The sequence below is a fragment of the Streptomyces sp. NPDC079167 genome, from assembly GCF_040686735.1.
Taxonomy (GTDB): Bacteria; Actinomycetota; Actinomycetes; order Streptomycetales; family Streptomycetaceae; genus Streptomyces.
Genome location: NZ_JBFBLO010000002.1, coordinates 258,236 through 284,055, shown reverse-complemented (window position 1 = coordinate 284,055; position 25,820 = coordinate 258,236). Strand labels below are relative to the sequence as shown.

The following is a 25,820-nucleotide window of genomic DNA, read 5'->3' as shown; positions in this document are numbered from 1 at the left end:
TGGTGAGGATGCCACCGGCCGCCCCGGGGAGGGCCGCGCATCACCTCCCTCTGTGCACACGCACAACCGGGCCCTTCGAAGACTGGTCACCCGCAGCGATTGCGCCCGGGGCCGTGGACGCGCGCCGCGCCCACTGCTGGTCTGTGGCACCACAACGACCAGTCGGAAGGAGGAGGACGCATGGCAACGCTCGAGATCCGCGAACTGTCCGTGGGCTACGGCCCGGTACGGGCACTGCGCGACGTCTCCGTCGACGTGCCGGCCGGCGCGATCACCGCTGTACTCGGTGGCAACGGCGCCGGCAAGACCACGCTGCTGCGGGCCGTATCGCGGACCCTCGGCTTCCACCGCGGCACGGGCACGGGCACCATCCGCTTCGACGGCCGTCCCCTGGACGGGCTCCGCCCCGCCCAGGTGGTGGCGGCGGGAGTGATCCAGGTGCCGGAAGGGCGGCAGGTGTTCGCCCGGATGACGGTGGCGGACAATCTGCGGGCGGGCGCCCTCGGGACACGCGGCGGCCGGAAGGCGGCAGCCGCCGCCCTGAAGCGCGTACACGAACTGTTCCCCGTGCTCGCCGAGCGCGCGCACCAGCGGGCCGGTCTGCTCTCCGGCGGTGAGCAGCAGATGCTGGCGATGGGCCGGGCCCTGATGGCCGCACCCCGCCTGTTGCTGCTCGACGAGCCGTCCCTCGGGCTCGCCCCGCTGATGGCGGCCAGGATCGCCGAGACGATCCAGGAGATCAACGCGGGCGGCACCTCCGTCATGCTCGTCGAGCAGAACGCGGCCATCGCGCTGCGGCTCGCCTCCACGGCGTACGTCCTGGACGTCGGCGAGGTCGCGCTCGACGGCCCGGCCGACGAACTCGCCGCATCCGACGAGGTGCGCCGCCGCTATCTCGGTGTCGTCGACGAGACCGCCGCCGAGGACGCCGTACAGGCCGAAGGCGTCACCCGCACCCTGAGCAGGTGGTCCGCGTGACGACCGCTCCGGCCCCTCTCGCCGTACGCGACGTGACCGTGCGCTTCGCCGGACTCACCGCGCTCGACGCGGTGTCCTTCACCGTCGAACCGGGCAGCGTGCACGCCGTCATCGGCCCCAACGGCGCGGGAAAGTCCACCACGTTCAACGTGCTCTCCGGCGTCTACCGCGCCACCTCGGGCAGCGTGCACCTCGGTTCCACCGAACTCACCGGTCTCGCCCCGCACAGGATCGCCGACCTCGGTGTCGCCCGCACCTTCCAGAACCTGGCCCTGCCGCCGCACGCCACCGTCGCCGAGAGCCTCATGCTCGGCCGGCACCGGCTCACCCGCGCCGGATTCCTGGCCTCGGGACTGCGGCTGCCCTCCGCGACCCGTGAGGCCCGTCGGCATCACGAACGGGTGCGGGAGATCGCCGAGTTCATCGGACTGGACAAGGAACTCGACTTCCCCGCCGGCGCCCTCCCGTACGGGAAGCAGAAGCTCGTCGAGCTCGGCCGCGCCCTGTGCATGGAGCCCGAGGTCCTGCTCCTGGACGAGCCCATCGCGGGCATGACCGCCGACGAACGCCGCCGCACCGCGGCCGTCGTCGCCGGTGTGCGCGACAGCCTCGGCATCTCGATCGTCATGGTCGAACACGACATGGGGGTGGTGATGCGGCTCGCGGACGCCGTGACCGTACTCGACTTCGGACGCAGGATCGCGGGTGGCACGCCCGCCGAGGTGCAGAACGACCCGGCCGTCGTGCAGGCCTACCTGGGGGCACAGGAATGACCACCTTCATCGAACTCCTCCTCGGCGGCCTCTCCATAGGGTCGGTCTACGCACTGATCGCCCTGGGCTTCGTCGTCATCTTCAAGGCGACCGAGGTCGTCAACTTCGCCCACGCCTCGCTGCTCCTGGCGGGCGGTTACGTCACCGCCGTGCTCCACGACGACATCGGCTTCTGGCCGGCCCTGGGCGTCGGCATCGCGGGCGCCGCCGTCGTCGGCTCGGCGGTCGAGTTCTTCGTCATGCGCCGCTACCGGGGGAGCGACCAGAGCGTCCTGGCCATCGTCACCATCGGCGTCGACATCATCCTCACCACCGAACTCACCCGGCGCATGGGGACGGACGTCATGTCCCTGGGCGACCCGTGGGGTGACGACGTCGTCACCATAGGGGGCGTCACCCTCGCGGAGACCCGCATCGCGGCCTTCCTCGTGGCGGGGATGCTCATCACGGTGTTCCTGCTCGCCTTCCGCTTCACCTCGTGGGGCGTCTCCATGCGGGCCGCCGCGGAGAACCCGCAGACCGCCGCGCTGATGGGCATCCGCCTCGGCCGGGTCTCCCTCTCCGCCTGGGCCGTCGCGGGAGCACTCGCCGCCGTCGCCGCGCTCTTCCTCACCGTGTTCCCGACCCCCGGCCTGGAACGGGCCACCTCACTCGCCGCCCTCAAGGCGTTCCCCGCCGCGATCCTCGGCGGCCTCGACTCGACGACCGGGGCACTCGTCGGAGGTCTCGTCGTCGGAGTCACCGAGTCACTCGCCACGGGCTACCAGGGCGACCTCTCCTTCCTCGGACGCGGCATCGGTGATCTCGCCCCGTATCTGGTGATGGTGGTCGTCCTGCTGGTCCGGCCGGCGGGACTCTTCGGTACGAAGGAGCTGTCCCGTGTCTGAAGCCGTCAAGGACACCGCGGCCCGGGGGGAGTCGTTCACCGGCCGGCTGCGCCGCCCCGCCCCCTACCTCTGGCTCGCCGGGTCCGTGCTGCTCCTGCTGTTCCCGTTCTACCTGGACCGCTTCTGGCTCCAGGCCGGGCTGTTCGCCATGGCCGCCGCGATCGGGGCGATCGGGCTCAACCTGCTCACCGGCTCCACCGGCCAGCTCTCCATGGGGCACGCGTTCTTCCTCGCCGTGGGCGCGTACGGCTACTGCATCCTGGGAGGCGAGAGCAGCACGGAGAACGGGCACGCCGTCACCGGCCTGGGCCTGCCCACCTGGCTCGCGGCCGTCCTGGCCGTGCTCCTGGCAGGCGCGGCCGGAGGGCTCTTCAGCCCCATCGCGGGGCGGCTGAGCGGCGCCTACCTCGGTATCGCCACGCTCGCGCTGATCTTCATCGGCCAGCACGTGCTGTTCAACGCGGGCTCGCTCACCGGTGGCTTCAACGGCCGTCCGGTGCCGCCCCTCTCGCTCTTCGGGTTCACCTTCGACGACGCCGAAGTGGTCGTCGCCGCAGTGCCCTTCCAGTCGTCGGAGAAGCTCTGGTACCTGGGGCTGGCCGCCCTGCTGGCCGGCGGGCTCTTCGCCCGCGGGGTGCTGCGCGGAAGGCCCGGCAGGGCGCTCAACGCCATCCGGGACCACCGGATCGCGGCCGGCGTCATGGGGGTGCCGGTCGCCCGGTACCGGGCGGGCGTCTTCGTCCTGTCCTCGATGTACGCGGGCCTCGCGGGCGTCCTGCTCGCGCTGGTCTTCCAGCGGACCGTGCCCGAGTACTTCGGCATGATCCTGTCCCTCGAATACCTCGCCATGATCGTCATCGGCGGGCTGGGCAGCGTCGCGGGAGCCGTCATCGGCGCCGCGTTCGTGTCGCTGCTCCCGCAGGTGCTCACCCACTACAGCGACTCCCTCCCCCTGGTGTCCGCCCCTGGTACGGGCGGCATCGCACCGGGCGAGGCGTCCCGCTATCTGTACGGCGCCGCGGTCGTCGCGGTCGTCCTGTTCCTGCCCGGCGGCATTGCGCGTCTGAAGAATCCAGGGGAGAAGAAGAAATGAAACTACGTGTTGTCGGAGCCGTTGTCGCGGCTCTCACCCTCACCCTCGCGGGGTGCAGCGAGAAGGCGAAGTCGTCGGACGACGGCGCCGCGGACAAGAACGGTGTGAAGGCCGGGGAGGGCGTCACCGACTCGAAGATCACCCTCGGGGCCCTGACCGACATGACGGGGGTGTACGCCTCGCTCGGCAAGAGCGTCACCCAGGCCCAGCAGCTCTGGGTGGAGGAGACCAACAAGGCCGGCGGCATCTGCGACCGGCAGATCGAACTGACCGTCCGTGACCACGGATACGACCCGCAGAAGGCGATCGGCGCCTACACCGAACTCGAACCGGAGGTGCTGGGCTTCACCCAGTTCATCGGCTCCCCGTTCGTCTCCGCCGTCGAGTCGCGCATCGACGGCCAGGACAAGGCCATCGTCCTGCCCCAGGCATGGTCCGCGAACCTGGTCGGCTCCGAGTACGTCCGCGTCATCGGCGCCACGTACGACGTCGAGACCATCAACCTGATCGACTTCCTGCTCGACGAGAAGCGCATCGCCAAGGGCGACAAGATCGGTCACGTCTACTTCGAGGGCGACTACGGCGAGAACGCCCTCGCGGGCTCGAAGCACGCTGCGAAGGAAGCGGGCCTCACCGTCGTCGAGCAGAAGATCAAGCCGACCGACAACGACATGACCGCCCAGGTCTCCGCGCTGAAGCAGGCCGGCGTCAAGGCGGTCGTCATCAGTGCCGGCCCGCGCCAGGCGGCCTCCCTGGTCGGCGTGGCCGCGGCCACCGGCTTCGACGTCCCCGTCGTCGGCAACAACTCGGCGTACGCCCCGCAGCTCCTGGCGACCCAGGCGGGCGCCGCCCTGCAGAAGGACTACTACATCGGCGCGTCGACCCTGCCGATCGGTGACGCGGCGGCAGGCCCGGCGAAGCTGGCCAAGGCGTATGCGGCCCAGTACCCCAAGGACGGCCTCGACAACGGCGTCATCGCCGGATACAACGCGGCGTCCGTGTTCGGCGAGGCGCTGAGGAAGGCATGCGAGTCCAAGGACCTCACCCGTGAGGGCGTCGACAAGGCCCTGCTCACCATCAAGGACTTCGGCGCCGACTTCGGGATCTCGCACGACTTCAGCGACCCCGCGGCGCCGTCCACCCGGCAGACCGTCGTCATGAAGCCGGACGCCAAGACGCCCGGAGGCCTCAAGGTGGTCCGCCCGGCCGAGGTGGCCCCGGCCGCCGAGTCGTTCACGCTCAAGCCCTGACCTCCCCGCACGGAGACGGGCCCGGCCGCGTAGGCCGGGCCCGTCTCCGTGTTGCCGCTCGACGGGGCGAAGGTGTGCCCCGCGGGCGCCCTCAGCGAGCTGTACGTACGTGACGATGTCGTCGGCGAGGATCGGCAGGACCACCGTGTAATACGTGAACTCGTTCTGGACGTTCTCCGCCCCCATGGCAGCGCGATCCGGCGGTCCCTTCATGATTCCTTCTGGTAGGTTTTTTTGGGGATCCGGGTCGGCCTAGGGGGAGATCGTGGGTGTGGGGAACTGCGGGTCGGGGGAGTGCGGCGGGCGATACCTCGTCTTCTCCGACGTGGACGAGACCCTGGTGGGGCTGAAGACGATGTTCGACTTCCTCCGCTTCGTCTCGGTGCCGTGGTACGAGCAGGTGGCCGACGGGATACGCGCCCTGAGTGCGGCCGGGACACCGCGGTCGGAGGTGAACCGCGCGTACTACCGGCTGTGGGCCGGCCGGAGCGTGGAGGAGACCGAACGGCTGGGCACGGAGTGGTATGCGCTGCGGTCCGCCGGAGCGGACTTCTTCCTGCCCGGCACCCGGGCCGAACTCGCCCGGCACCGTGCGGCCGGAGCGGGCGTCGTCCTCGTCTCCGGATCGTTCCCGCCGTGCGTCACGCCGATCGCGGCCGAGGTCGGCGCGGCGCACGTCCTGTGCACCGAACTCCTCACCGAGAACGGGACGTACACGGGTGAGATCCGGGAACCGGTCATCGGCGAGGGGAAACGGTCCGCAGTGCGAGGGGCCCTGCGGCTCCACCCCGGCATCGACGCCCGCGACTGCTGTGCCTACGGGGACCACGTCTCCGACATCCCGATGCTCGACTGTGTGGGCCGGCCGTACGCGGTCGGTGACGACCCGGCACTCGCGGCCTACCCGCGGGCGCCCGGGGCCGAGCCCGCACCGGACCCGTCAGCAGCCGCGCACAGGGTGGGCGGCCAGGAGGTCCGCGATGTGGGCGGTGATCGCGCGCCGGTGCCCGTGCAGGAAGAAGTGGCCCCCGGGGTACAGGCGTTGATGGAAGCCCGCTGACGTCAGCGTGCTCCATCCGCCGACTTCGCCAGGGCCGGCCAAGGGGTCCCCGCTTCCTCCCAGAGCCAGGATCGGACAGTCGAGCACGGTGGGGCGCGCCCGGTCGGTGAAGGCGGACGTCAGCCTCAGGTCGGCGCGCACCGCGGGCAGCCACAGGGGTCTCAGCGCCCGGTGGCGCAGGAGTTCGGGCGGCGTGCCGCCGAGCTTCTCGAGGCGGTCCAGGAGCTCCTCGTCCGAACAGGCGGACGCGGCCGTACGACCACCCGCTCCCACCGGCCCGCTGCCGGACACCACCAGGAGCCGCGGCAGCGCACGTCCCGCCGCCCGCAGACGCCGGGCGGTCTCGTAGGCCAGACAGGCTCCCATGCTGTGGCCGAACAGCGCGAAGGGCTCGTCGGAAGGCCGCCCGGCGAGATGGTCCAGGACCCCGTCCGCCAGCTCCGTCATCGTCTTTGCCAGGGGCTCGTCACGACGGCGCCCACGGCCCGGCAGCTCCAGGGGGACGAAACGGGGACCCGTCCCCGCCGTGGACGGCAGCCAGTCACGGTAGGCCTCGGCGCTCCCTCCCGCGTGCGGCAGACAGTAGACGCGGACCCGCCGGCCCGGCGTACGGGGTGTCACGGTCCTGCCTGTACGGGGTGGAGGGCGGGAAGGGCGGTCGCGGGAGCGCGGCCCCTCGCGCGGGAGGCGCCGGCCCTGCCCGGGGCACGGTGGATGGCCCCCGACACGTCGGACAGCGGCAGGCAACTGCCCCCGCCCCGCAGCGCGATGATCTCGGCGGCGACGGAGACCGCGGTCTCCTCGGGCGTACGGGCGCCGAGGTCGAGGCCGATCGGCGAGCGCAGCCGCGCCAGCTCGGCGGGGCCGAGCCCCGCCGCGCGCAGCCGGGACAGCCGGTCCGCGTGGGTGCGGCGCGACCCCATGGCCCCCACGAAGCCGAGCGGCAGCCGCAGGGCCCTGACGAGCAGAGGGACGTCGAACTTCGCGTCGTGGGTGAGCACGCACAGCGCGGTGCGGCCGTCCAGCGCGGGCGACTGCGCGTCCAGATAGCGGTGGGGCCAGTCCACGACGACCTCGTGCGCGTCGGGGAAGCGGGCGGCGGTGGCGAACACCGGGCGGGCGTCGCAGACCGTCACGTGATAGCCGAGAAAGCGGCCGGCGCTCACCACTGCCGCGGCGAAGTCGACAGCACCGAAGACCAGCATGCGCGGCGGCGGCGCCCACGTCTCCACCAGCACCGTGACCGTCCCCGGCACGTCCCCGGGACACGGGCGGCCGTCCGGGCCGAGAGTGAACACGCCCGTGCGGCCCGCCTCCAGAAGGGTGCGCGCCTCGGCCTCGACGGCGTGTCCGAGGGCGGTGCTCCGCGACGGGAACCTGCCGTGACAGTCGTCGGGTGTGACGACGAGACCGAGTCCGAGCAGGCGGTCAGGACCGTCCGCCACCCGGGCCAGCGCCACCGGGAGACCGGCCGCGATCCGGGCCAGCACGGTACCGAGGAGCGGAGTGACGTCCCCGGTCTCGGCTGCCGCTCCGGCGCGTCCGAACGGCTGGACCAGGACATCCAGCTCCCCGCCGCAGGTCAGCCCCACCGCGAAGGCATCGGTGTCGCTGTACCCGAACCGTTCACGCAGAGGCCGCCCCTCCGCCAGGGCTCGCAGGCACAGTTCGTACACCGACGCCTCCACGCAGCCGCCCGAGACGCTGCCGACGGCGCTGCCGTCCCGGCGGACCGCCAGTGCGGCGCCCGGGCCGCGAGGGGCGCTGCCCGACACCCGCGTGACGGTGGCGACGGCGTACGGGTCGCCGGCCGCGTGCCAGGTCCGCAACTGTTCAGCTATGTCGCGCATGTGAGGGCTCTCTCCTTCTCGGAGTCAGGGGGAGCAGCAGTGCTCCGTACGGTGCGCCGGGCGTCTGCTGGCGCAGCCACTCCAGGGCGAGCGACCTGGCCGTCACCGGACTCCCGGCGGCGCCGCGCCAGGCCACGGCGGCGACGTGGCCCGGGTCGCAGGGCAGGTCCCGTACGGCCCAGCCACGGGGGTGCCGTGTCCGTTCGGTGCCCAGGTAGTCGGCGCTCAGGCCGCGGCTCAGCCCTGTGCCGATGCCCTTCAGATAGGCCTCCTTGCGGGTCCAGAGGCGCCCGAATGCCTGTCTTCGCGCGGTGTCGCCGAGAGCGGCCAGTTCCGCGTACTCGTCGGGGTGCAGTGCCGGGGCGCAGATCTGTACCGTCTCCCCGCCGGGAAGTTGCTCGACGTCCACGCCGATGGGCGCGGACGAGAGCCCCAGCAGCACCAGACCGCTGCCGTGCGACAGGGAGAAGTGGGTCGGCGCCCCGCCGGCACGCCCCGCTTGGTCCGGATGCACGGCCGGTCTGCCGTGCGGTTCGCCGCAGCCGGGGCACGGCTCGCGTACGAAGAGGATCTCCGCGGGGGGCAGGCCGAGCCGGTGGCCGAGCAGCCGGCGCAGGGCGATGTGCGCCAGCGCGTACAGCCGGCCGCCCGCGGAGCGGCGGCAGGTCCCGGCCCGCTCGCGTTCGGTGTCGTCGAGCACCCCGCGGTCGAAGTCGTCGGCGGCCGTGCCGGTGGAGGGCTGGCGGACCAGCCAGAGCTCCGTCCCGCCCGCGGCCCGGCCGGGCGCGCTCACGCCGCTGCCTGCTCGTACCGCGCGGTCACGTGGTCGATCAGGTCGTCGACGACGGCGGCGGTGAGCACGACGTGGAGGCTGACGGAGACGCCGAGCTCCGCTTCCAGGCGGCGCTGGAGCTCCAGGGCGGCCATCGATCCGACGCCCAGCTGTCGCAGGCCCGCCTGCCCGTCGGTCAGTCCGCCGGGCGGCACACCGAGCGTACGTCCCAGGGCGCGGCGTACATGACCGGCGAGGTCCTCGCGCACGGACGAGGTGGGAGAGACAGGAGGGGCGGGAGAGGCAGGGCGGGAGGACTCGAGGCGGGGCATGGCGTTCTCTCTTTCTGTGCCGGGCCGGAGGGCCGGAAGCGGGAGCGGGGTCAGCGGCGTGCGAGCAGCAGATCCAGCACCCTCGGTGGGTGCAGCGGCAGCCTCCCGACGTCACCCGTGAGCTGGAGGGCGTCGCGCACGGCGTTGGCGACGGCGGCGCCCACGCCGGCGGTGCCGCCCTCGCCGGCACCGCGCACGCCCAGCGGGTTGCCGGGTGCAGGGGAGTCCTCGTACAACTCGACCTGGATGTCCGGCACATCCGACGCGCGGGGCCACAGGTAGTCACGGAAGGTGAGAGAGAGCGGTCTGCCGCGTTCGTCGTAGCGGAATTCCTCGAAGAGCGCCCCGCCGATCCCCTGCGCGACGCCACCGACGAGCTGGCCGTGGACGGATCGCGGGTGGACGGCGCGCCCGATCTCGTAACTGACCGCGTACCGCAGCAGGGTGACTCTTCCGGTACGGGCATCGACCTCGGCCTGTGTGTAGTGGGCGCCGTACGGATAGGTCATCCCGTCGGCGACGTACGTGCCACGCCCGATGAGGCCGGGCTCCTCCCCGGTGCGGATGAACCGAGGGGTGAAGCAGGCGGCGGCGACAGCCGCCAGCGGCACCCTCCGCTCCGGGGCGCCGGCCACCACCACCTCGCCCCCGGCCATCACCAGTCGGGACGCGTCGGTCTCCAGGAGCACGGCCGCCACCCGCTTCGCCTTGGCGACCACCGCCTCGGCGGCCAGCTTCACCGCCGTTCCGCCGACCACGGTGGAACGGCTGGCGAAGCTGCCCGCACCGTCCGGCAGGATGTCCGTGTCGGAGAGGACGACCTTCACGGTCCCGGCGGGAACATCCAGCTCCTCCGCCGTGATCTGGGCCATCACCGTCTCGATGCCCTGCCCCGATCCTGCCCCGCCCATCGACACGCGCACCGCGCCGCCCACACCGATGTCCACCACGGCGCTGTCGTGGCCGAGCCCCGCCTTCTCCAGCAGGACCGCGCATCCGGTGCCCACCAGCCGGCCCGCCGCCCGCGCCGCACGGGACTCGGCGCGCCAGGCCTCGTATCCCACAGCCGCCCGGGACTTGTCGAAGTGCTCCAGGTGGTCCTTGCCGTCCAGCAGCATCGGGGCTCCGAAGACCTGCATCGGCCGGCGGTGCGGAAGCTCCGTGGCGTCGAGCAGATTGCGGCGCCGCAGCTCGACCGGGTCGATGGCGAGGAGGGTGGCGGCCAGATCCATGGCGTGCTCGCGCACGAAGTTGTTCTGGAAACGGCCGGGGGCACGGTACGTGCCGATCGGCGTCTTGTTCGTCATGACGATGTGGACGTCGCTGCTGCACGCGGCGAGCCGGTAGGGACCGCAGATCATGGCCGAGGTGAGGGCCGCGACGACCGCGCCGTGCGTGCGGATGTAGGCGCCGCTGTCCAGCCACGCCTCGTCGCGCAGCCCCAGCAGCGTCCCCTCGTCGTCGAAGGCCAGCTCGATGCGGTGGTGTTGCTCCCGGGCGTGGTTCGCCGCCAGGAAGTGCTCCTCGCGGTCCTCGGACCACTTGACCGGGCGGCCGGTCAGCCGGCACAGGAACGGGACGAGGAGGTCCTCCGGATAGAACTCGCCGCGTATCCCGAAACTGCCGCCGGCGTCGGACTCCAGCATGTGGATGCTGTGTTCGGGCAGGCCCAGCAGCGTGGTGAGCACCCTGCGGTTGAAGTACGGGACCTTCGTCGCACCCCAGATCGTCATGCGCTCCGCGCGCTCGTCCCACTCCGCGACCAGCCCGCGGGGCTCCAACGGGGTGCCGCTGTGGCGGCCGGTGCCGAGTTCGGCGGTCACCACGTGCGGGGCGGTGCGGAAGACCTCCTCCACGTCCCCGTACGCGAAACGCACCACGCCCACCTCGGCGTCCGCGCCGCCCAGACTCTCCGGCCGCTCGCCGGTGGCGCCCCTGGCGTCCAGCGCGACGGGAAGATCCTCCAGTTCCATGCTCACCAGGTCGGCGGCGTCCTCCGCCACACAGGGGTCCTCGGCCAGGACGACGGCGACCGGTTCGCCCACGTAACGGACGAACCCGGTGGCCAGCGGGGGCTGCAGGTAGGGCGTGAAGTCGAGCCCGGGGTGCGGCTGGCGCACCGGTATGCGCAGGTCACCCGGCAGGTCCGCGACGGTGTACACACCGGTGACACCGGGCACCCGCAGAGCCTCCCGGGTGTCCACACCGACGAGCCGGGCGTGCGCGGAGGGCGAGCGGACCACACGCATCCACAGCTGGCCGGGGCGTGTCACGTCGTCGTGGAAACGTCCCCGGCCGGTCAGCAGGCGCTGGTCCTCCAGCCGGGTCACGGACAGACCTATGGCGCTCATGAGGCCTCCTCGGGGGAGTCCGCCAGGGCGGCCACGGCGTCGACGATGGAGCCGTATCCCGTGCAACGGCACAGGTTGGCGGTGACGCACTCCCTGATCCGCGCACGGTCGGCGGCGGGTTCCGCGCGCAGCAGACCGGTGCCGAGCATCAGGAAACCGGGGGTGCAGAAGCCGCACTGGAGGGCGCCGTGCTCGCTGAAGGACGTTTGCAGTTCGCCCAGTTCTCCGGCGGGGGCCAGCGACTCGACGGTTTCGACGACGGCGCCGTCCGCCTGCGCGGCGAGCATGAGGCACGACCGTACGGGGGCGTCGTCCACCAGGACGGTGCAGCTTCCGCACTCCCCCTGGTCGCAGCCGACGGTGGTGCCGGTCAGCCCCAGCTTCCGGCGCAGGGCGTCGGCGAGGCCGCGCCAGGGTTCGACCGAGATGGTCCGCTGCTCTCCGTTGACCGTGAGACGCACGGAGCGTTCCGCGGTGCCTGTGGGGGAGTCCATCGCCTGCCTGCTTTCTCGGATACGTCGGGTGGGATATAGGGGGTGACGGCCTTTTCAGAAGGCCGGTGCGGCGGCCCGGGCGCGGGAGACCGACCGCCCGAGGGCCCGCAGGAGCATCGCCGCGGACGCGCGGCGGCGGTAGGAGGATTCCGCGAGTTCGTCGGACGGAGGCTCGGGCAGCTCCGCGACCGCCTCCCCGACCCTGTCCTGCCAGCCCTCGTCCGGCCGCGTGCCGCACAGGGCACGCTCCAGCGCCGGCAGCCGCACCGGGCGGTCGGCGGTGCCCGCCAGGGCTGCCCTGACCGACACGGCGAGCCCGTCGGGACCGAGGCGGACCGCGGCGCCGGCGGCCACCAGGGGCAGTCCGCCCTCCTGGAAGGCCGTCTCGGAGAGAGCGGCAGTGGGCTCCGGCCGCGGCAGGTATACGTCGGTCAGCAGTTCGTCATGGACGAGGACGGTGCGCCCGTCACCCGCGAACAGGTCCTGTACCGGGAGCGATCGCGCCCCGTAGGCCCCGCGCACGGTGACCACCGCGTCCAGCAGGACGGCGAGCAGACACCACTCCGCCCGCGGGTCCGCGTGCGCCAGACTTCCGACCAGGGTGCCCCGGGACCGCACCGGCGGATGCCCGATGAGCCGCGCGGTCTCCGGCACCACCGCGAATCCGGGCGGCAGACGGTCGGCCGTCTCCAGGTCGTGGTGGGTGGTGAGGGCTCCGATCCGCAGGCCTTCGCCCTCCACGACGAAGTGTCGCAGCCCCGGCAGCCGGCCGATGTCCACGACGGCCTCGGGCCGCACGGCGCGGCGGTTCAGCTGGGGGATGAGGCTCTGCCCGCCCGCGAGCACCCGCGCCGTGCCCCCCGAGGAGCCGAGCAGCGCGATCGCCTCACCGACGGATGTGGGCTGGTGGTAGGCGAACCGGACCGGCTTCATGATTTCTCCTGAGCGGGGTGCGACGGACAAGGAGGGGGAAGGAGGGGCGGTGGCGGCCCGCCGGAGTACGGGGGCCGCCGGCCGGCTCAGGGCTGGGCGACGGGCGGCACCCGCAGGGACTCGTGTCCCAACTGCCGCATCAGATCGACGATGTCGAAGTGGGCCGAACGCTCGACGACCTTCTCGCCGTCGAACCGGTCGATGCCGATGGCGGTGAACGTGACCCGCTTGCCGCTCGGCGGCAGACCCCGGAACGGGCCCAGCTGGGTGCCGACGCACTCCACCCGGGTGACCACCAGGTCGCCTTCCGCGGTCTGTTCCTGGACGAGGTCGCTGATGTCCGGGAAGGCGGTACGGAAGGCCCGCACCCACGCACGGACGCCCTCCGGGCCACGCAGGTCGAACTGCGGCCAGTAGAAGTCCTCGGCGAAGATCTCGTCGGCCAGTTCCAGGCGGTTGTTGGTGATGATCTCCTCGAACAGCAGCGCGATGCGCCGCTTGCGGTCCGCGATGACGGACGGGGCTGTTCCGGTCATGGTGAGGCTCCTTCGGGAAGGCGGGTTCGGCTGGTTCAGCGGGTGGCGGCCGGGGCGGTGGCCACGGGCGCCACGGGCTTGGGGGGACGCGGCAGCCGGGTGCTCATCAGGCAGGCGAGCAGGACCAGCGCCAGGTCGATGGCGGCGACCCAGGTGAGGGCGTCGCCGTAGGCGGAGACACCGTGCCGGGTGCCGACCGCGGCGAAGAACACGGTGCCCAGTACGGCGACACCCGCGGCGCTGGCGAACTGCTGCGAGGTGGTCAGCACTCCCGCGGCGGCTCCCGCCTGTGCGGGACGGGCACCCGCGAGCACGGCCCCGGTCACGGCCGGTACCGCCAGTCCGTTGCCGAGACCGATGAGGATCATCGGAGCCACCAGGCGCAGCGCCGTCGTGTCGTCCCCGGAGAGCTGGACGTCGATGACGAGCGCCAGCATGCCGGCCGCGGCCACGGCCGTGCCGATGGTGATCAGCCTGGCACCCTGGCGGGCGGCGATGCGGGGGGAGAGGATGGAGGCGATGGCGAACGCCAGGCCCAGGGGCGTGAACATGATGCCGGCGTCCAGAGGGCTGAGTCCCAGACCCGTCTGGAAGACCAGCGTCAGGGCGAACATGAAGCTGAAGAAGGCGCAGAAGGCTCCGAAGCACACGACGAGGCCCTGCACGAACACCTTGTTGCGCAGCAGGAGGGTGTCCAGCATCGGCTGTCCCCCACGGCGCAGCAGGGCGTTCTCCCACTTCAGGGTCAGCGCCATCAGGGGCACCGATGCCACGAGGCAGATCCAGGCCCAGACCGGCCAGCCCTCACTGCGCCCGATGACGAGGGGGAGCAGGAAGAGGGCCAGCGAGACCGAGATCCCGAGGGCACCCAGCGGGTCGAGGCTGACGTCGGCGCCCGGCGCCCGGCGGGGCAGCAGACGTAGCGCGAAGGCGACGGCGGCCAGGCCGATCGGCACGTTGACCAGGAAGATCACGCGCCAGCCGAGGCCGAGCACGTCCACCTGGAGCAGCACGCCGCCCAAAATCTGGCCGGCCACGGCGCCGACGCCGATGGTGACGCCGAACCAGGCGAGTGCCTTCGCCCGCTCAGCCGCGGGGAAGACGCTGGTGATGGTGGCCAGCACCTGCGGCACCATGGCCGCGCCGGTGAGGCCCTGCAGCAGGCGGGCGCCGACGAGTTCGCCCGAGTTCTGCGCGAGTCCGCACAGCAGCGAGGCGAGGGTGAAGGCCAGCGTGCCGTAGAGGAACATCGCCCGGGAGCCGAGCAGGTCCCCCAGGCGCCCGCCGGTGATCAGCCCGCTGGCGTACGTGAACCCGTAGCCGGCGACGATGAGTTCGAGTGCCGCCTGACCGGCGCCGAGGTCGTGTTCAAGCGACGGCGCCGCGACGTTGACCACGTAGAGGTCGAACTGGGCCATGAACATGGCGGCGAGGAGGACGGGCAGCATCAGCCAGCGCTTGGCGTAGGGCGCCGGCGGCTGGGCTGCGGGTGGCTCCGGACGCGGCTGCGCGGCCGTGTCGGTGAGCTGGGACATGATGGTGTTCGCTTTCTCGGGATCCTGGGCGGTGCCCCGGACGGGCCGGTGCGGCGGGGGCCGCACCGGCCGGCTGATGGGTGACGTGCGGTCAGGCCGCGGACACGGCGGGGCGGCGGGCCTTCTCCAGGCGCCAGTCGACCTTCGCGTAGTCGGCCTCGGCCAGGGCGATCGCCTCGTCCAGTCCGCGTACGACGGGCAGACCGAAGTGACCGACGATCGTCGTGAGGCGCTCGGGAACGGAACCGCCCACGGGCAGGTACGGGATGGCCAGGTCGTCCAGGGCGCGTAGCAGCAGTTCGTCGCACCGCGCCCGGAATCCCTCGTTCATCGGCCGGTGGCCGTCGGCGCCGAGCGCGAACTCGTTGCGCAGATGGACGAAGCCGTCGAAGCCCTCCTTGACGTGCTGGCGGAAGGCGTGGCCGAGCTGGTCGGCGACCTCGCCGAAGAAGAGCATCTCGGCCGTGGGCGGGGCCGGCACGCCGGTGTCCGCGCCAGGGTCCATGCCGAACTCGACACGGGCGGCGGCGTACGTCCACTCCTGGAGCGACGAACCGTCGGCCACGAAGGTGTCGCCCAGCAGGGCCTCGCTGACGGCACGGCCGACATGGCGGCGGACCGCGAGCTGGATGTACTCGGCGGGGGTGACCTCGGTCAGGGCCTTGCCGGGAACGGCGTCCGGCATGATCTCCCGGATCGTCCGTGCGGGCGATCGCGGAATGCCGGTGTAGTGGGCGAGGGCCATGGTGGTGAAGGTCTTGCCGGCCGAGTAGGTACCGGATATCGACAGTCGCATGGGTGTACCTCCTGTGGAAGGGGGCCGTCAGGCCGAGGCGGCCTTGGCGTCGGCGGGCAGTTCGTGGGCGAAGGTGGCGCGCATCCGGATGCCCGCCAGCTCGCCGCTCAGCTCGACGCTGCGCCAGACCGCGCCGCGCAGCGGGAGCGTGCGCTTGGCCGTCACCGCGGTCGTGGCGGTCAGGGGCAGGGCATCGGCCGGGTCTCCGGCCGTCAGCGGCCCGGGGGTCCGGGCCGCCTCCAGCGAGGTCTGCATCATCCAGAGCGTGTTGCTGTTCTCCCGGGTGACGGAGTCGAGTTCGTACATGAGCACCTGGGCCAGCTGGAGGGTGACGACGAAGCAGTCGATCAGGGAGACGGAGGGCTGCCGCGCTCCCTCGATGCCCTCGGTGGGCGCCGGGCTGCCGGCGACCGGGGTGAAGGCGACCGCTCCGTGCGCCGTCAGTTCGGGGACGGAGACCCGCACGTCGTTCACCGTGTGCCTGCGGAGCTTGAAACCCTCGCCGTAGAAGCGGGCCTCCCCGGGGCCGAGGAGACCGGCCAGGGAATCGTGGACGACGCCGGTCGTCGCCTCCGCCACGACCGGGTGGACCAGCTCGCACCGCACCCGCAGCCCGCCCACCGAACAGTCGTAGACGGACCGGTGCAGGCCCGGCACGTCCGGCTCGGGGCCGGTCCGCGTCAGGGAGGCGGAGAGGGGGATGTCGTCGAGCACCTCCTGAGGAGCTGTTCCCGCACGCAGCACCACCTTGGCCAGCCGTACGGTCCTGCGCTCCGCGGCGCCCAGGCCCCAGGCGTGGGCCGTGTGGGCCTCGGCCAGCTGGACCCCCAGCACCAGCGCGTCGACGGTGCTCAGGTGGGGCCGCAGGTCGACGCCGGCCTTCTTCTTCGACCAGTCGGCGGGATACGTGATGTCGGCGGTCGCGGTGACCCCGGCGTCGCACGCCCGGGCACCGGTGACGGCCACCGTGTGGACGTCGTAGACCGCGCGCTGGTAGCCCCGTGAGAAGAAGCGGCCCTCGGCCGGCCCCAGGTAGTCGTCGATGGAGCGCAGCAGCAGTTCGGTCGCAGCCATGTCAGACCGCCGCACCGGCTGCGAGAGCCCGGTCGTAGGCGTCCACGAGGTCCTGCACCGTACGCATGTCGGTGATGGAGAACTGCTCCGCGAACGGGTCGACGTCCAGCTCCGCCTCCAGCTCGATGAGGAGCTGGGCGAGCATGAGGGAGTTCAGGCCCAGTTCCATGAGGGGCACCGACGGGGCGACGGCATCGGCCAGCTCCGGATCGAGCACCAGATCGCGTACCCGGACGACGACGAGTTCGCTTATCTCGGCCTTGCTCAACATGTGATTCCTCCATCTATGACAAGGGACTGACCGGTGACGAAATGGGCGCGGGGAGAGGTGAGGAAGAGGATCGCGTCGGCGATCTCCTCCACGGTTCCGAGCCTCCCCAGCGGGGTGCGGTGCTGGATCTTCTCCCGGTTGCCGGCGGTGACCTCGGCGGTCATCTCGCTGTCGAAGAAGCCCGGGACGATCGAGTTGACCCGGATGCCGAACGCTCCGAGTTCACGGGCGAGGCTGCGGCTGAACCCGTCGAGTCCCGCCTTCGCCGCCGCGTAGACGGAGACTCCCCGGTAGCCGCGGATGGCGTTGATCGACGAGACGTTGACGATGTTGCCGCCCTGACGGGTCATCAGCCGGGCGCACGCCTGGGTGAGCATCATGGGGGCGAGCAGATTGGTGGTGAGGAGGGTGTCGATCCGCTTGGGCGCGGTCGTCAGGAAGAGCTCCTGGTGGAGAACACCCGCGTTGTTGACCAGCAGGTCGGCCCGCCCGAAGCGCCGGTTCACGCCCCGTACGAACGCCCGCATGGACGCCGGTTCGGTGAGATCGGCGGCCTCCCAGTGGAAACGGGTCGGGTGGAGCCGCTCACTGCCGGCCGTGAAGTCGTTGGCCGTCCGGCTGAAGGTCGCCACCCGCCAGCCGTCGGCGAGGAGGCGCTCCACCACGACGCGCCCCAGACCACGGCTCCCGCCGCTGACCACCGCGACGCGGCCGTCCTCGGGAGTTCCGTCCGGCGATGCGGGCCCGGTCACGGTGCCGGCCGGCGCCGTCACACCAGGCTCCGGGTCTTCTTGAAGCGGTCGTTGTGGTGCTCGGCCTCGGAGATCTCCACGACCGCGGGGACCTTGTACGCTTCCAGCCTGCCCCGGCAGTGGACCCGGGCCCGGCGGCCGAAGCCCTCGTGGTCGGCGCCGGCGGTGAGCCGGACGACGGCCTTGACCACCATGCCGGTGACGTGGCTCGGGCGCCCCGAGACCGTGACGTCCGCCACCTCGTCCAGTTCCAGCAGGACGTTCTCGACCTCGCTGGGGTAGACCTTCTCCCCGGCCACGTTGATGATCTCCGAACGCCTCCCCAGGATGCGGACGTACGGGCCGTCCACCTCCACCGCGTCCTGGGTGTTGAAGAACCCCTCGTCGTCGAAGGGCGCCGGGGCGTTGAGATAACCGAGCATCGCCATCTCCGAGCGGATCCAGAGCACGCCCTCACGCACCTGGTACTCGAACCCCGGCCCTCCCAGGCGCACCCACAGGGTGTCGTCGGCCTTCGACCTGGTCGGCAGGATGCCGAGTTCGGAGAGACCGTAGGTCTGCTTGAGGCGCACGGCGGGCAGTGCCGCCTTCAGCCGCTGGAGGGTGCCCAGCGGCATCGGCTCGGTGCCGTAGGTGACGAGGGTCAGGGAGCTGAGGTCGTGTCGCTGGTACGCACCGGAGATCAGCAGCATGTTGAGGAACGTGGGGGTGGTCGGCAGTACCCGTATCCCGAAGCGCGCGATCGCGGCGCAGACGGTGTCCGGTGTGCGTTCCGGCAGGGTGATTACGGTGCCGCCCTGACCGAGTGTGTGCAGCAGCGTGTTGATGCCGCCGATGTGGTCCAGGTTGAGGAAGGCCAGCGTGGACTGCGGTCTGGTGGGTTCGCCGTATCGGGCGAGCACCTTCGTGAAGTCCAGGACCGTCGCCTTGCTGCGTCCGGTCGTGCCCGAGCTGAACAGCACCAGGCCGGCCCGCCCGGCGGAACGCAGCCGCCCGTAGAGCTCGTGGTCCGCGGCCCGTCCGGACCGCGCGAAGGAGTGGCCGGTGCTGTCCGCGCCGATGGTGACGACGGCCTCGACCTGGGCGATCTCGTGGAACTCCGCCCGCTTGGCCTCGGGGAGTGGAGTCAACGGCACGAGGACGACGCCGCGCTCGACGAGAGCGAGCAGGGCGGCGCAGGTCTCGAAGGAACCGGGCCCCTCCAGGGCCACGACCTGGCCCGCGGTTACCCCGTGGTCGTCCAGGAACGCACGCCATCGCGCGATGCCGGCGACCAGACCGGTGTACGTGTACCGCACCGAATCGAAGACGATCGCGTCCGCGTCACCGAATCGGTGCAGACGCGCCAGGAATGATGTGATCATTTCGTTTCCCCCTTTTTTTGTGCCGCGGTTGTGCGCCGACTGCTCGGGTCGCGTGGTGAACAGGGCGACCGTGACGAGAGCGGCGGGTACGTGGGAAAGGTGTTCGTCCGGGACACCGGACCGCACGGCCCGGGGGGACTTCGTCGTCCCCCGCGGAGGCGGTCGTCCGGCCTGGGACGGCGCTGCGGTGCGTGCTCCGGCGCAGCTTCCGGACGCCGCCCGCGAGCGCGGCTTCCGTGCTGTGACGAAGACGCTACGGAGTTCAAGTGCGCCTGAAGCAAGGCCGGTTGCGGGTGTCGAACGTCACGCGGTGCTGCCGGCGGGCCATCGCGTCAGGCGTAGGCCGGAACGGGCGCCCCGGTCGGACGACCCGTCGCGGAGGCCGGCGGGGCCGGACGACGGCTCCGGCTGCTCGTCCGCTCGGTGGTGGGGGCGAGCCGCTGCTCCGCCAGCCTGTAGGACGCGAGCCTGGCGTCCAGGTGACGCAGGCACCGCTCCAGCCGGGCGGCCTGGTCGTCCAGGCGACACCTGTGGGCCTCCAGCAGGGCGAGACGCTCGGAGACGCTCTCCTCGCCCTTGCGCACCAGCTCCACGTACCGCGTCAGGTCGGCCACGGTCATCCCCGTCTCGCGCACCTGGGCGAGGAAGTCGAGCCAGCGCAGATGAGAGACCTCGTACGACCTGCGTCCGCCCGGGCCGCGGCCCACATCCGTGACCAGCCCCATCTCCTCGTACCAGCGCAGCGTGTGCGCCCTCAGTCCGGTGAGCCGTGCGACCTCGGTGATCGTGTAGCGGTGTTCGTCCGGCGGACGGTTTCGCTCAGGCATCGTCTGACCCCCTGGTAAGGACAACGCGTAAGAACCTGACCGGCAGATTCAGCCGATCGATGAGCACGACTCTACCTAAAAATTCGTCCGCGACGGTTTTCTTATGGCAGGGATGGCGTGACATTGCCTTCTCTTGGTGTGCTGCGGACAGAGCTTCACCGCGTTTCACCTGGATGTACGGTGCTCTGGGGCTGATCTGCACTCACATTCGTTCTTGAACGTTTATTTGCAGACGACTCGTCCCCGCTCGCACGCATGCGAACGGGGACGGGTGGTGCGTGCTACCTGGCTGACCGTGACTCAGGCGAGATCCGGCCAGGACTCCTCCGCCCGCGCGTACGAGGTGGCGGCCGGTTCCATGCGGAGGACGCCGTGGCGGGCCGCGGTCTGCACGTCGCGCCACAGGCGCTGGACGTCGCCGGCGGCGTCGCGTACGTGTGCGCCACCCGCCCCGAAGAGCTGGTTCGCCGCCTCCAGCAGGAGACCGGCGGCGAACGCCGCGTCCCGCTGGTTGACGGCCGTGAGGGATTCCGTCACCGGTTCCGTGTCCGCACGGAACGCGGCACGGGCCAGCAGGAGATGCGCGGCGTCGATGCGGGCCGAGGACACCGCCAGCGCATCGCGCACGGCCGGGCTGTCGTACGGGCCCCGCCCGCCGGCGCCTCCCGTCGCCCAGCCGGACCACGCCCTCCGGAGCGCGTGCGCGGCGCCCAGCGCGGTCGCGCAGAAGATCAGGCCGCCCGCCAGCTGCGCCGGGGCGCGGTGTGCACGGCCGGCGCCGTGGTTGCCGGTGCCGTCCAGCATGCCGGTGAGGGGGAAGGAACGGTGGGCGGGGACGAGGACGTCACAGGCCTCGACGGCATCGCTCGCCGTACCCCGCAGACCCGTCGCGTCCCAGGTGCCGTGGACGGCCAGCTCGCCCGCCGGCACGGCGAGGACCCGGGTCTCCGGCCGACCGTCCTCCGGGGAGGGCCCGGTCACCGGCGTCGCCAGCAGGACCCAGTCCGAGTGCCGGGCGCCGCTGACGCACTCCCACACGCCGGTGAGCCGCAGGCCCTCCGCCGTCTCCACCGCGGAGCCGGCCGGCGGCGCGACCGCCGAGGCGATCCGCACATCGGGGCCGCCGGCCCACAGTTCGCGCCGGCCGCGCTCCGGAAGGCAGGACGCGAAGCGCCCGTGCGCGGCCCACAGCGCACCGCACCAGGCGGCCGAGGGGCACTCCTGGGCCAGGGCGGTGATGTCCGCGAACAGCGCGGAGAAGCTCCCGGCTCCTTGTCCGCCGCGTCCAACGAAGTGGGCCGGCAGACCCGCGTCCGTCACCGCCTCGACGGTCGCGGGTGACAGCCGTCCCTCCCTGTCGGCCCGACGGGCGTCCGCGCCCGCGACGGCGGCCGCCCGCAGGACCTCCGGGCGGGGTGCCGGCAGCCAGGCCCCCGGGACGGCCGGCGGGGCGAGCAGGGGGGCGGTGGCGTACGGGGGCGTGATCGCTTGTTCCGTCATGTGAAGTGCTCCCTGGATCCGGCGTCCGGTGTGTTCTGAACATTCGTGGGAGAAGGTATTTTTATGTAAGATGGTCGTTCTCCAGGTCTGCGGAGGTAATGGGATGGCAAAACAGGAGCGTTCGCGGCGTACCTACGAGCAGTTTCTGGACGCCGCCGCGGAGGAGTTCGCCCGGTACGGCTACTCGGACGCCAACCTGCAACGCGTGGTGGACCGGACCTCCCTGACGAAGGGGGCGCTCTACGGGCACTTCGCGCGGAAAGAAGACCTGGCGGAAGCGCTCAGCGGTCACCTGGCAGCGTTCCTGGAGGAACTGGGGGAGCGCGGCGCTGGGCGGGGACTGGCTGAACTGCGCTCGCTGACCATGGAGTTCGCGCGTGAGGTGGAGGCTGATCCGCGGGTCAACGCGGGGCTGCGCCTCATGCTCGACGCCGCGCAGAGCGAGCCGGGGGTGCCCGGCCGTCTGCGGTGGCCGCCGCGCTCGGCGAGCCGTGCCTCGGCGGACGCCTCGGCATCCGGCGAGGCATCCGGCGAGGCATCCGGCGAGACGCACCCCCGTCAGGCCGCCGAGCCGGCCGACCTGGCCCTGGTCATCCTGGTGGGCGCGTACGTCACCGCCTCCGCGACGGACCGGAAGGGCCTTGCCGAACGCGTGGCCGCGCTCTGGGGCGCCGTCTCGGCCGCGTCGGGCGACGAGGGTCAGGCGGGGCCGTGATCGGCGGCCGCCCCGCTGGCGGCGAGCTCTCCGGGCAGGCCGGGCGGGCAGGCCCAGGTGGTGAGGCAGGTGGCCAGCAGGGTGCCGTTCTGTACCGCCTCGACGGTCAGCGTGCCGGACGTGGCCGGGCCTTCGCACGGCTGCCGCCCGGACACCACCAGGCTGATCGGCGCGTCGAGTTCGCCGAAGGCCCGGCAGTCGACCGACATCCCGGTCAGCACGGTCTCGCCGTCCGCGGCCCGGGCGTCCGCCGTCGCGCTCCCGGCGTCCCCGTTCACCAGGAGGTGGCCGAGCTGCCGGAAGCCCTCCAGCATGACCATGAGCGGCACGTGATCGCTGGGGTGGTCGAAGTAGATGGCGTGCCGGAGGTCGACCAGCAACTGCCAGGACCCGTCGGTGCCCAGCCCCAGAACGCTGTCCTTGGTGCGCAGTCGCCCGACGGACGACGGCGGGACCCGCGTCGTCCCGACCGCCGGGGAGCCGGCGTCCGCCGGTGCCGTGCCGCGCCCGCGCAGGCCCTTGTACGTACGGTCGTTGACAGCGACCGCGCTGATCTCCCCCTCGCCGCACACCTGGCCGCCGATCGTCAGCACCACCGTCAGGCGCATCCCGTAGCGGCGCGGCGGACGGTTCCCCACCCACTCCCACCGGGCGTCGAGTACCACCGGCAGCGGCGCGTCCCCGATGCGCAGCAACTCCGGCCGGGTGATGCGGAACGCTGTGCCGCTGCCGACGAACCGGTGGGTGAGCGGCACCCCGTAGAAGCGGTGGGCCAGATAGACCAGGGTCTGACGGACCGTCTCCGCCAGCAGCAGCGGATCGCTGATGCCGGAGGAGCTCGGTGAGTAGAGGGCGTGATCCCGGGGCCACTGGGCCGCCACCAGGAACCGGTCCTCCCCGGTGCGGACCGAGTCGGTCACGAACACCTCGGCGACGGCGGCGCGGTGCACCATGTGCCGGGGGACGGGCTGGAGGTAGTCGAGTGCGCGGGGGGCGAAGCCGTTCGCCGGCTCGCCGCCGCCCGCGCCGGGTCTGGTGCCGGTTCCCTGGATCTCGTGGTCGTCCGTGCGCTGATCACTGCTCCGAAGCATCTCAAGTCCCCCCAAGTGGACCAGCGGAGGCAGAACGCCTCAGCGGGCGAGCAAGATGATACCGTTACGAAGGTATATTTCAAGCTGGTACTTGGATTCGGTGGGCGCATGCCGGGAGGTAGCGATCTCCGAACCGACCACGACCCACCAGGAAGGTCGCTGATGGCCGCCGAGAAGAAGACTGCGACGCCTTCCCCAGCCGCGCGAGAGGGCGGCCGGGCGGAGCAGGCGTCAGGACCCAAGCAGCAACGCGCGGTCCGTACCCGTCTGCAGGTGCTCGACGCGGCTGCGGAGGCCTTCGCCGCCCGCGGCTATCCGAGTGTGACGATCATGGACGTCGCCGAACTGGCCGGGATGACGAAGGGCGCCGTCTACTTCCACTTCGCCAACAAGGAGGCGCTGGCGCAGGAGGTGGCGGCGAAGTTCTACGAGAGGCTCGGCGTGGTCGTCGAGTCGGTGCGTCAGGACGGGCTCTCACCCCTGGACGAGGTCTCCGAGCTGCTGATGCGCACCGCCCAGGCGTTCCGCGATGACGTGGTGGTCCAGGCCGGTGCGCGGCTGCAGATCGAGTACGCGCTCATCGGTGCCGACCTCCCCGCGCCGTTCGAGGGGTACACGGAAGCCCTGTGCGCGAGCTTCCGCCGGGCGCGGGCCGCCGGGCTCCTGGCTCCCGGAGCCAATCCCGAGGTGCTCAGCAGGGTGCTCGCGGCGGCCTTCTTCGGCGCGCAGCACATCTCCTGGATCCAGCGGGGCCGTGCGGACCTGGGGGTCCGCGTCCAGGAGCTGCTGTCCACGCTTCTGCCGCGCGTCGAGGTACTTCCCTGACCGCTGCCGAGGGCGCGTCCGGCGGGGCGGACGGAGGCGGGCGGGCTGTCCGCCTCCACGGTCCCGTGCGGGGGTCGTCGGCGCCGGCGATGCCTCCAAGAAGTGAAGTTTGACATGTGCATTGACACGTCGACCGTCGTGCTGGCTTCATGTGAGCAATGCATGGGAGCGCTCCCAGGCGCCTCTGCCCGCCTTACCCCCCTGAAGGGCGACGACGGATGAAGTCACCGACGAGAAAGTGGCTGGGCCCGGTCCTGGCAGCAATCACCGCGACAGCCCTGCTGATGGCGCTCTCCGGTCCGGTCGCCGCACAGCCGGCCCCCGCGCCCGCGGCACGTACGGAGACAGTGGCCGGAACCGGCACGGACTGGCTCCACACCGAGGGCAACCGGATCGTCGACAAGCAGGGCAACCGGGTCTGGCTCACCGGTGCCAACTGGTTCGGCTTCAACGCGACCGAGCGGGTCTTCCACGGTCTCTGGTCCGCCAACCTGGACACGATCACCCGGCAGATGGCGGAGCGCGGCATCAACATCATCCGCGTACCGATCTCCACCCAGCTGCTGCTGGAGTGGAAGAACGGTCAGGCGGCGGTCTCCAGCGCGGTCAACACCTGGGCCAACCCCGCGCTCGAGGGGAAGACGACGCTCGGCGTCTTCGACACCTTCCTCGGGGTGGCGGAGAAGTACGGCGTGAAGGTGATGCTCGACGTCCACAGCGCCGAGGCCGACAACTCCGGCCATGTCCACCCGGTGTGGTGGAAGGGCGCGATCACCACCGAGCAGTTCTACTCCGCCTGGGAGTGGGTGACCGCCCGCTACAAGGCGAACGACACCCTCGTGGCGATGGACGTCAAGAACGAGCCCCACGGCAAGCAGTCCGACAGCCCCCGGGCCAAGTGGGACGCCACCACCGACCAGGACAACTTCAAGCACACCTGCGAGACCGCCGGCAAACGGATCCTCGCGGTCAACCCGGATGTCCTCGTCCTGTGCGAGGGCATAGAGATCTATCCGAAGGACGGCGCGAACTGGTCCTCCACTTCCGCGGCCGACTACCACGGCATGTGGTGGGGCGGAAACCTGCGTGGTGTGAAGGACCACCCGGTCGACCTCGGCGCCCAGCAGGACCAACTGGTGTACTCCCCGCACGACTACGGGCCGCTGGTGTACCAGCAGCCCTGGTTCGAGGGGGAGTGGGACCGCACCACGCTGGAGCGCGACGTCTGGGACCCCAACTGGCTCTACCTGCACAAGGACGGCACCGCGCCGCTGTTCATCGGCGAATGGGGCGGTCACCTCGACGGCGGCCCGAACGAGAAGTGGATGAAGGCGTTGCGCGGTCTGATGGTGGAGAACGGCATCCACCACACCTTCTGGTGCCTCAACCCCAACTCCGGCGACACCGGGGGCCTTCTGGGCTATGACTGGGCCACCTGGGACGAGGCCAAGTACGCCCTGCTCAAGCCCGCCCTCTGGCAGTCCGGCGGGAAGTTCGTGAGCCTCGACCACGAGGTCGGGCTCGGCGGTGAGGGCAGCACCAGCGGCATCAGTCTGGGTGACCTCTACGGCGGCTGAACACCGCCCGCGCCGCGCCGTCCGCACCACCCCCTGAACGCCCTGGGGTGCCGATGACACCCCACCGCCTCGGCACCCCAGGGCTCTCCACCGCTCGAAGGGCTCGGCGTTCCCTGTCACCCGGCCGCAAGCGGGTGAACCGCCGGTATCCCACGGTTGAACCTTCGCCGGTCAGGCGAAGCAG

Annotated in this window: 26 protein-coding genes; 9 read left to right on the top strand and 17 right to left on the bottom strand. The window is 71.5% G+C overall.

The features are described 5' to 3' along the window. The first annotated feature begins 180 nt into the window (after nucleotides 1-180). From AB0P41_RS05470 to AB0P41_RS05445, 6 genes are all read left to right on the top strand, one after another. Nucleotides 181-978, top strand: a complete 798-nt coding sequence (locus AB0P41_RS05470; RefSeq protein ID WP_356715720.1) for an ABC transporter ATP-binding protein — start codon at nucleotides 181-183, stop codon at nucleotides 976-978. Then, a complete protein-coding gene (locus tag AB0P41_RS05465; protein WP_356715718.1) occupies nucleotides 966-1,751 on the top strand; it encodes an ABC transporter ATP-binding protein in 786 nt (261 codons plus the stop codon). The genes AB0P41_RS05470 and AB0P41_RS05465 overlap by 13 nt, the downstream gene beginning before the upstream one ends. After that, entirely contained in the window at nucleotides 1,748-2,638 is an 891-nt protein-coding gene (locus AB0P41_RS05460) for a branched-chain amino acid ABC transporter permease (protein ID WP_356715716.1), read from the top strand. The genes AB0P41_RS05465 and AB0P41_RS05460 overlap by 4 nt, the downstream gene beginning before the upstream one ends. Nucleotides 2,639-2,684: 46 nt before the next feature. After that, a complete protein-coding gene (locus AB0P41_RS05455; RefSeq protein WP_356715832.1) occupies nucleotides 2,685-3,731 on the top strand; it encodes a branched-chain amino acid ABC transporter permease in 1,047 nt (348 codons plus the stop codon). Then, on the top strand, nucleotides 3,728-4,981 hold the full coding sequence (locus tag AB0P41_RS05450; protein ID WP_356715714.1) for an ABC transporter substrate-binding protein: 1,254 nt from the start codon (nucleotides 3,728-3,730) through the stop codon (nucleotides 4,979-4,981). The genes AB0P41_RS05455 and AB0P41_RS05450 overlap by 4 nt, the downstream gene beginning before the upstream one ends. Nucleotides 4,982-5,246: 265 nt before the next feature. After that, a complete protein-coding gene (locus tag AB0P41_RS05445; RefSeq protein ID WP_365930253.1) occupies nucleotides 5,247-6,041 on the top strand; it encodes an HAD-IB family hydrolase in 795 nt (264 codons plus the stop codon). Here the strand turns inward: AB0P41_RS05445 and AB0P41_RS05440 are convergent. The 16 genes from AB0P41_RS05440 to AB0P41_RS05365 all read right to left on the bottom strand — a co-directional run bounded on the left by AB0P41_RS05440 (nucleotide 5,922) and on the right by AB0P41_RS05365 (nucleotide 21,428). Further along, a complete protein-coding gene (locus AB0P41_RS05440; protein WP_365930251.1) occupies nucleotides 5,922-6,662 on the bottom strand; it encodes an alpha/beta fold hydrolase in 741 nt (246 codons plus the stop codon). The genes AB0P41_RS05445 and AB0P41_RS05440 overlap by 120 nt on opposite strands. Further along, complete coding sequence (locus tag AB0P41_RS05435) at nucleotides 6,659-7,891, bottom strand: XdhC/CoxI family protein (RefSeq protein ID WP_365930249.1); 1,233 nt, start codon at nucleotides 7,889-7,891, stop codon at nucleotides 6,659-6,661. Before AB0P41_RS05435 ends, AB0P41_RS05440 begins: the two co-directional genes overlap by 4 nt. Further along, complete coding sequence (locus AB0P41_RS05430; protein WP_365930247.1) at nucleotides 7,875-8,684, bottom strand: 4'-phosphopantetheinyl transferase superfamily protein; 810 nt, start codon at nucleotides 8,682-8,684, stop codon at nucleotides 7,875-7,877. The genes AB0P41_RS05435 and AB0P41_RS05430 overlap by 17 nt, the downstream gene beginning before the upstream one ends. Then, complete coding sequence (locus AB0P41_RS05425; RefSeq protein ID WP_356716412.1) at nucleotides 8,681-8,995, bottom strand: acyl carrier protein; 315 nt, start codon at nucleotides 8,993-8,995, stop codon at nucleotides 8,681-8,683. Before AB0P41_RS05425 ends, AB0P41_RS05430 begins: the two co-directional genes overlap by 4 nt. 50 nt (nucleotides 8,996-9,045) lie before the next feature. Then, nucleotides 9,046-11,346: a xanthine dehydrogenase family protein molybdopterin-binding subunit gene (locus AB0P41_RS05420; protein WP_365930245.1), complete on the bottom strand. Its 2,301-nt coding sequence runs from the start codon at nucleotides 11,344-11,346 to the stop codon at nucleotides 9,046-9,048. Then, nucleotides 11,343-11,840, bottom strand: coding sequence for a (2Fe-2S)-binding protein (locus AB0P41_RS05415; protein ID WP_365930243.1), 498 nt, complete (start codon nucleotides 11,838-11,840; stop codon nucleotides 11,343-11,345). The genes AB0P41_RS05420 and AB0P41_RS05415 overlap by 4 nt, the downstream gene beginning before the upstream one ends. A gap of 54 nt (nucleotides 11,841-11,894) precedes the next feature. Beyond that, on the bottom strand, nucleotides 11,895-12,773 hold the full coding sequence (locus tag AB0P41_RS05410) for an FAD binding domain-containing protein (protein WP_365930241.1): 879 nt from the start codon (nucleotides 12,771-12,773) through the stop codon (nucleotides 11,895-11,897). A gap of 86 nt (nucleotides 12,774-12,859) precedes the next feature. Then, nucleotides 12,860-13,309 (bottom strand): ester cyclase, encoded by a 450-nt coding sequence (locus tag AB0P41_RS05405; protein ID WP_356716420.1) that lies wholly within the window; start codon nucleotides 13,307-13,309, stop codon nucleotides 12,860-12,862. Nucleotides 13,310-13,344: 35 nt separating this feature from the next. Next, on the bottom strand, nucleotides 13,345-14,844 hold the full coding sequence (locus AB0P41_RS05400) for an MFS transporter (protein ID WP_365930240.1): 1,500 nt from the start codon (nucleotides 14,842-14,844) through the stop codon (nucleotides 13,345-13,347). 91 nt (nucleotides 14,845-14,935) lie between these two features. Further along, nucleotides 14,936-15,640 carry an AAA family ATPase gene (locus tag AB0P41_RS05395; RefSeq protein WP_365930238.1) on the bottom strand — a complete coding sequence of 235 codons (705 nt, stop codon included), beginning with the start codon at nucleotides 15,638-15,640 and terminating at the stop codon, nucleotides 14,936-14,938. A 27-nt stretch (nucleotides 15,641-15,667) separates the two neighbouring features. Then, a complete protein-coding gene (locus tag AB0P41_RS05390) occupies nucleotides 15,668-16,714 on the bottom strand; it encodes an AvrD family protein (protein WP_365930236.1) in 1,047 nt (348 codons plus the stop codon). A gap of 1 nt (nucleotide 16,715) precedes the next feature. Continuing rightward, nucleotides 16,716-16,985 (bottom strand): acyl carrier protein, encoded by a 270-nt coding sequence (locus tag AB0P41_RS05385; protein WP_365930234.1) that lies wholly within the window; start codon nucleotides 16,983-16,985, stop codon nucleotides 16,716-16,718. Next, the gene (locus AB0P41_RS05380) at nucleotides 16,979-17,758 is read right to left on the bottom strand and encodes an SDR family oxidoreductase (protein WP_356716429.1); all 780 of its coding nucleotides are present in this window, start codon (nucleotides 17,756-17,758) and stop codon (nucleotides 16,979-16,981) included. Before AB0P41_RS05380 ends, AB0P41_RS05385 begins: the two co-directional genes overlap by 7 nt. Continuing rightward, nucleotides 17,755-19,101 (bottom strand): long-chain fatty acid--CoA ligase, encoded by a 1,347-nt coding sequence (locus AB0P41_RS05375; RefSeq protein ID WP_365930232.1) that lies wholly within the window; start codon nucleotides 19,099-19,101, stop codon nucleotides 17,755-17,757. Before AB0P41_RS05375 ends, AB0P41_RS05380 begins: the two co-directional genes overlap by 4 nt. Before the next feature lie 332 nt (nucleotides 19,102-19,433). Beyond that, a complete protein-coding gene (locus AB0P41_RS05370) occupies nucleotides 19,434-19,928 on the bottom strand; it encodes a MerR family transcriptional regulator (protein ID WP_365930230.1) in 495 nt (164 codons plus the stop codon). Between the two features lie 300 nt (nucleotides 19,929-20,228). After that, on the bottom strand, nucleotides 20,229-21,428 hold the full coding sequence (locus AB0P41_RS05365) for an acyl-CoA dehydrogenase family protein (protein ID WP_365930228.1): 1,200 nt from the start codon (nucleotides 21,426-21,428) through the stop codon (nucleotides 20,229-20,231). A gap of 103 nt (nucleotides 21,429-21,531) precedes the next feature. Between AB0P41_RS05365 and AB0P41_RS05360 the strand changes: the two genes are divergently transcribed. After that, nucleotides 21,532-22,143, top strand: a complete 612-nt coding sequence (locus AB0P41_RS05360; RefSeq protein ID WP_365930226.1) for a helix-turn-helix domain-containing protein — start codon at nucleotides 21,532-21,534, stop codon at nucleotides 22,141-22,143. Here AB0P41_RS05360 and AB0P41_RS05355 read toward each other — a convergent pair. After that, nucleotides 22,128-23,234, bottom strand: a complete 1,107-nt coding sequence (locus AB0P41_RS05355; RefSeq protein ID WP_356716439.1) for a ScbA/BarX family gamma-butyrolactone biosynthesis protein — start codon at nucleotides 23,232-23,234, stop codon at nucleotides 22,128-22,130. The genes AB0P41_RS05360 and AB0P41_RS05355 overlap by 16 nt on opposite strands. A gap of 162 nt (nucleotides 23,235-23,396) precedes the next feature. On the opposite strand from AB0P41_RS05355, the gene AB0P41_RS05350 reads away from it, so the two are divergent. Both AB0P41_RS05350 and AB0P41_RS05345 read left to right on the top strand, forming a co-directional pair. Continuing rightward, complete coding sequence (locus AB0P41_RS05350) at nucleotides 23,397-24,059, top strand: ScbR family autoregulator-binding transcription factor (RefSeq protein WP_356716441.1); 663 nt, start codon at nucleotides 23,397-23,399, stop codon at nucleotides 24,057-24,059. Between the two features lie 218 nt (nucleotides 24,060-24,277). Next, complete coding sequence (locus tag AB0P41_RS05345; protein WP_365930224.1) at nucleotides 24,278-25,636, top strand: glycoside hydrolase family 5 protein; 1,359 nt, start codon at nucleotides 24,278-24,280, stop codon at nucleotides 25,634-25,636. Nucleotides 25,637-25,820 lie beyond the last annotated feature (184 nt).